Source organism: Streptomyces sp. NRRL F-5727, from assembly GCF_000719555.1.
In the GTDB taxonomy this organism is placed as follows: domain Bacteria; phylum Actinomycetota; class Actinomycetes; order Streptomycetales; family Streptomycetaceae; genus Streptomyces.
The window spans coordinates 1-304 of sequence record NZ_JOGX01000176.1 but is presented as its reverse complement, the minus strand read 5'-3'; the positions used below and the strand labels follow the sequence as shown (position 1 = coordinate 304).

Annotated in this window: 1 protein-coding gene; it reads right to left on the bottom strand. The window is 65.1% G+C overall.

Annotated elements, in window-relative coordinates:
* The coding region (locus IF73_RS38450) for a dihydropteroate synthase (RefSeq protein ID WP_037881929.1) at positions 1-304 on the bottom strand (304 nt) is incomplete at both ends.

Here is a 304-nt window from a genome sequence, read left to right as displayed (position 1 = left end):
GTAGATCAGGTCGAGGGCGGTGGTGACCTGCTCCTCGTCGAAACGGGCGATCGGCAGGATCTTCGAGGCGTGCACGATCGCCGAGTCCAGACCGGCCTTCACGCACTCGTCCAGGAAGACCGAGTTCAGCAGGATCCGGGCGGCCGGGTTCAGGCCGAAGGAGATGTTCGACAGACCCAGCGTGGTCTGCACCTCCGGGTGGCGTCGCTTCAGCTCCCGGATCGCCTCGATCGTCGCGATGCCGTCCTTGCGGGACTCCTCCTGGCCCGTGCAGATGGTGAAGGTCAGCGTGTCGATGAGGATG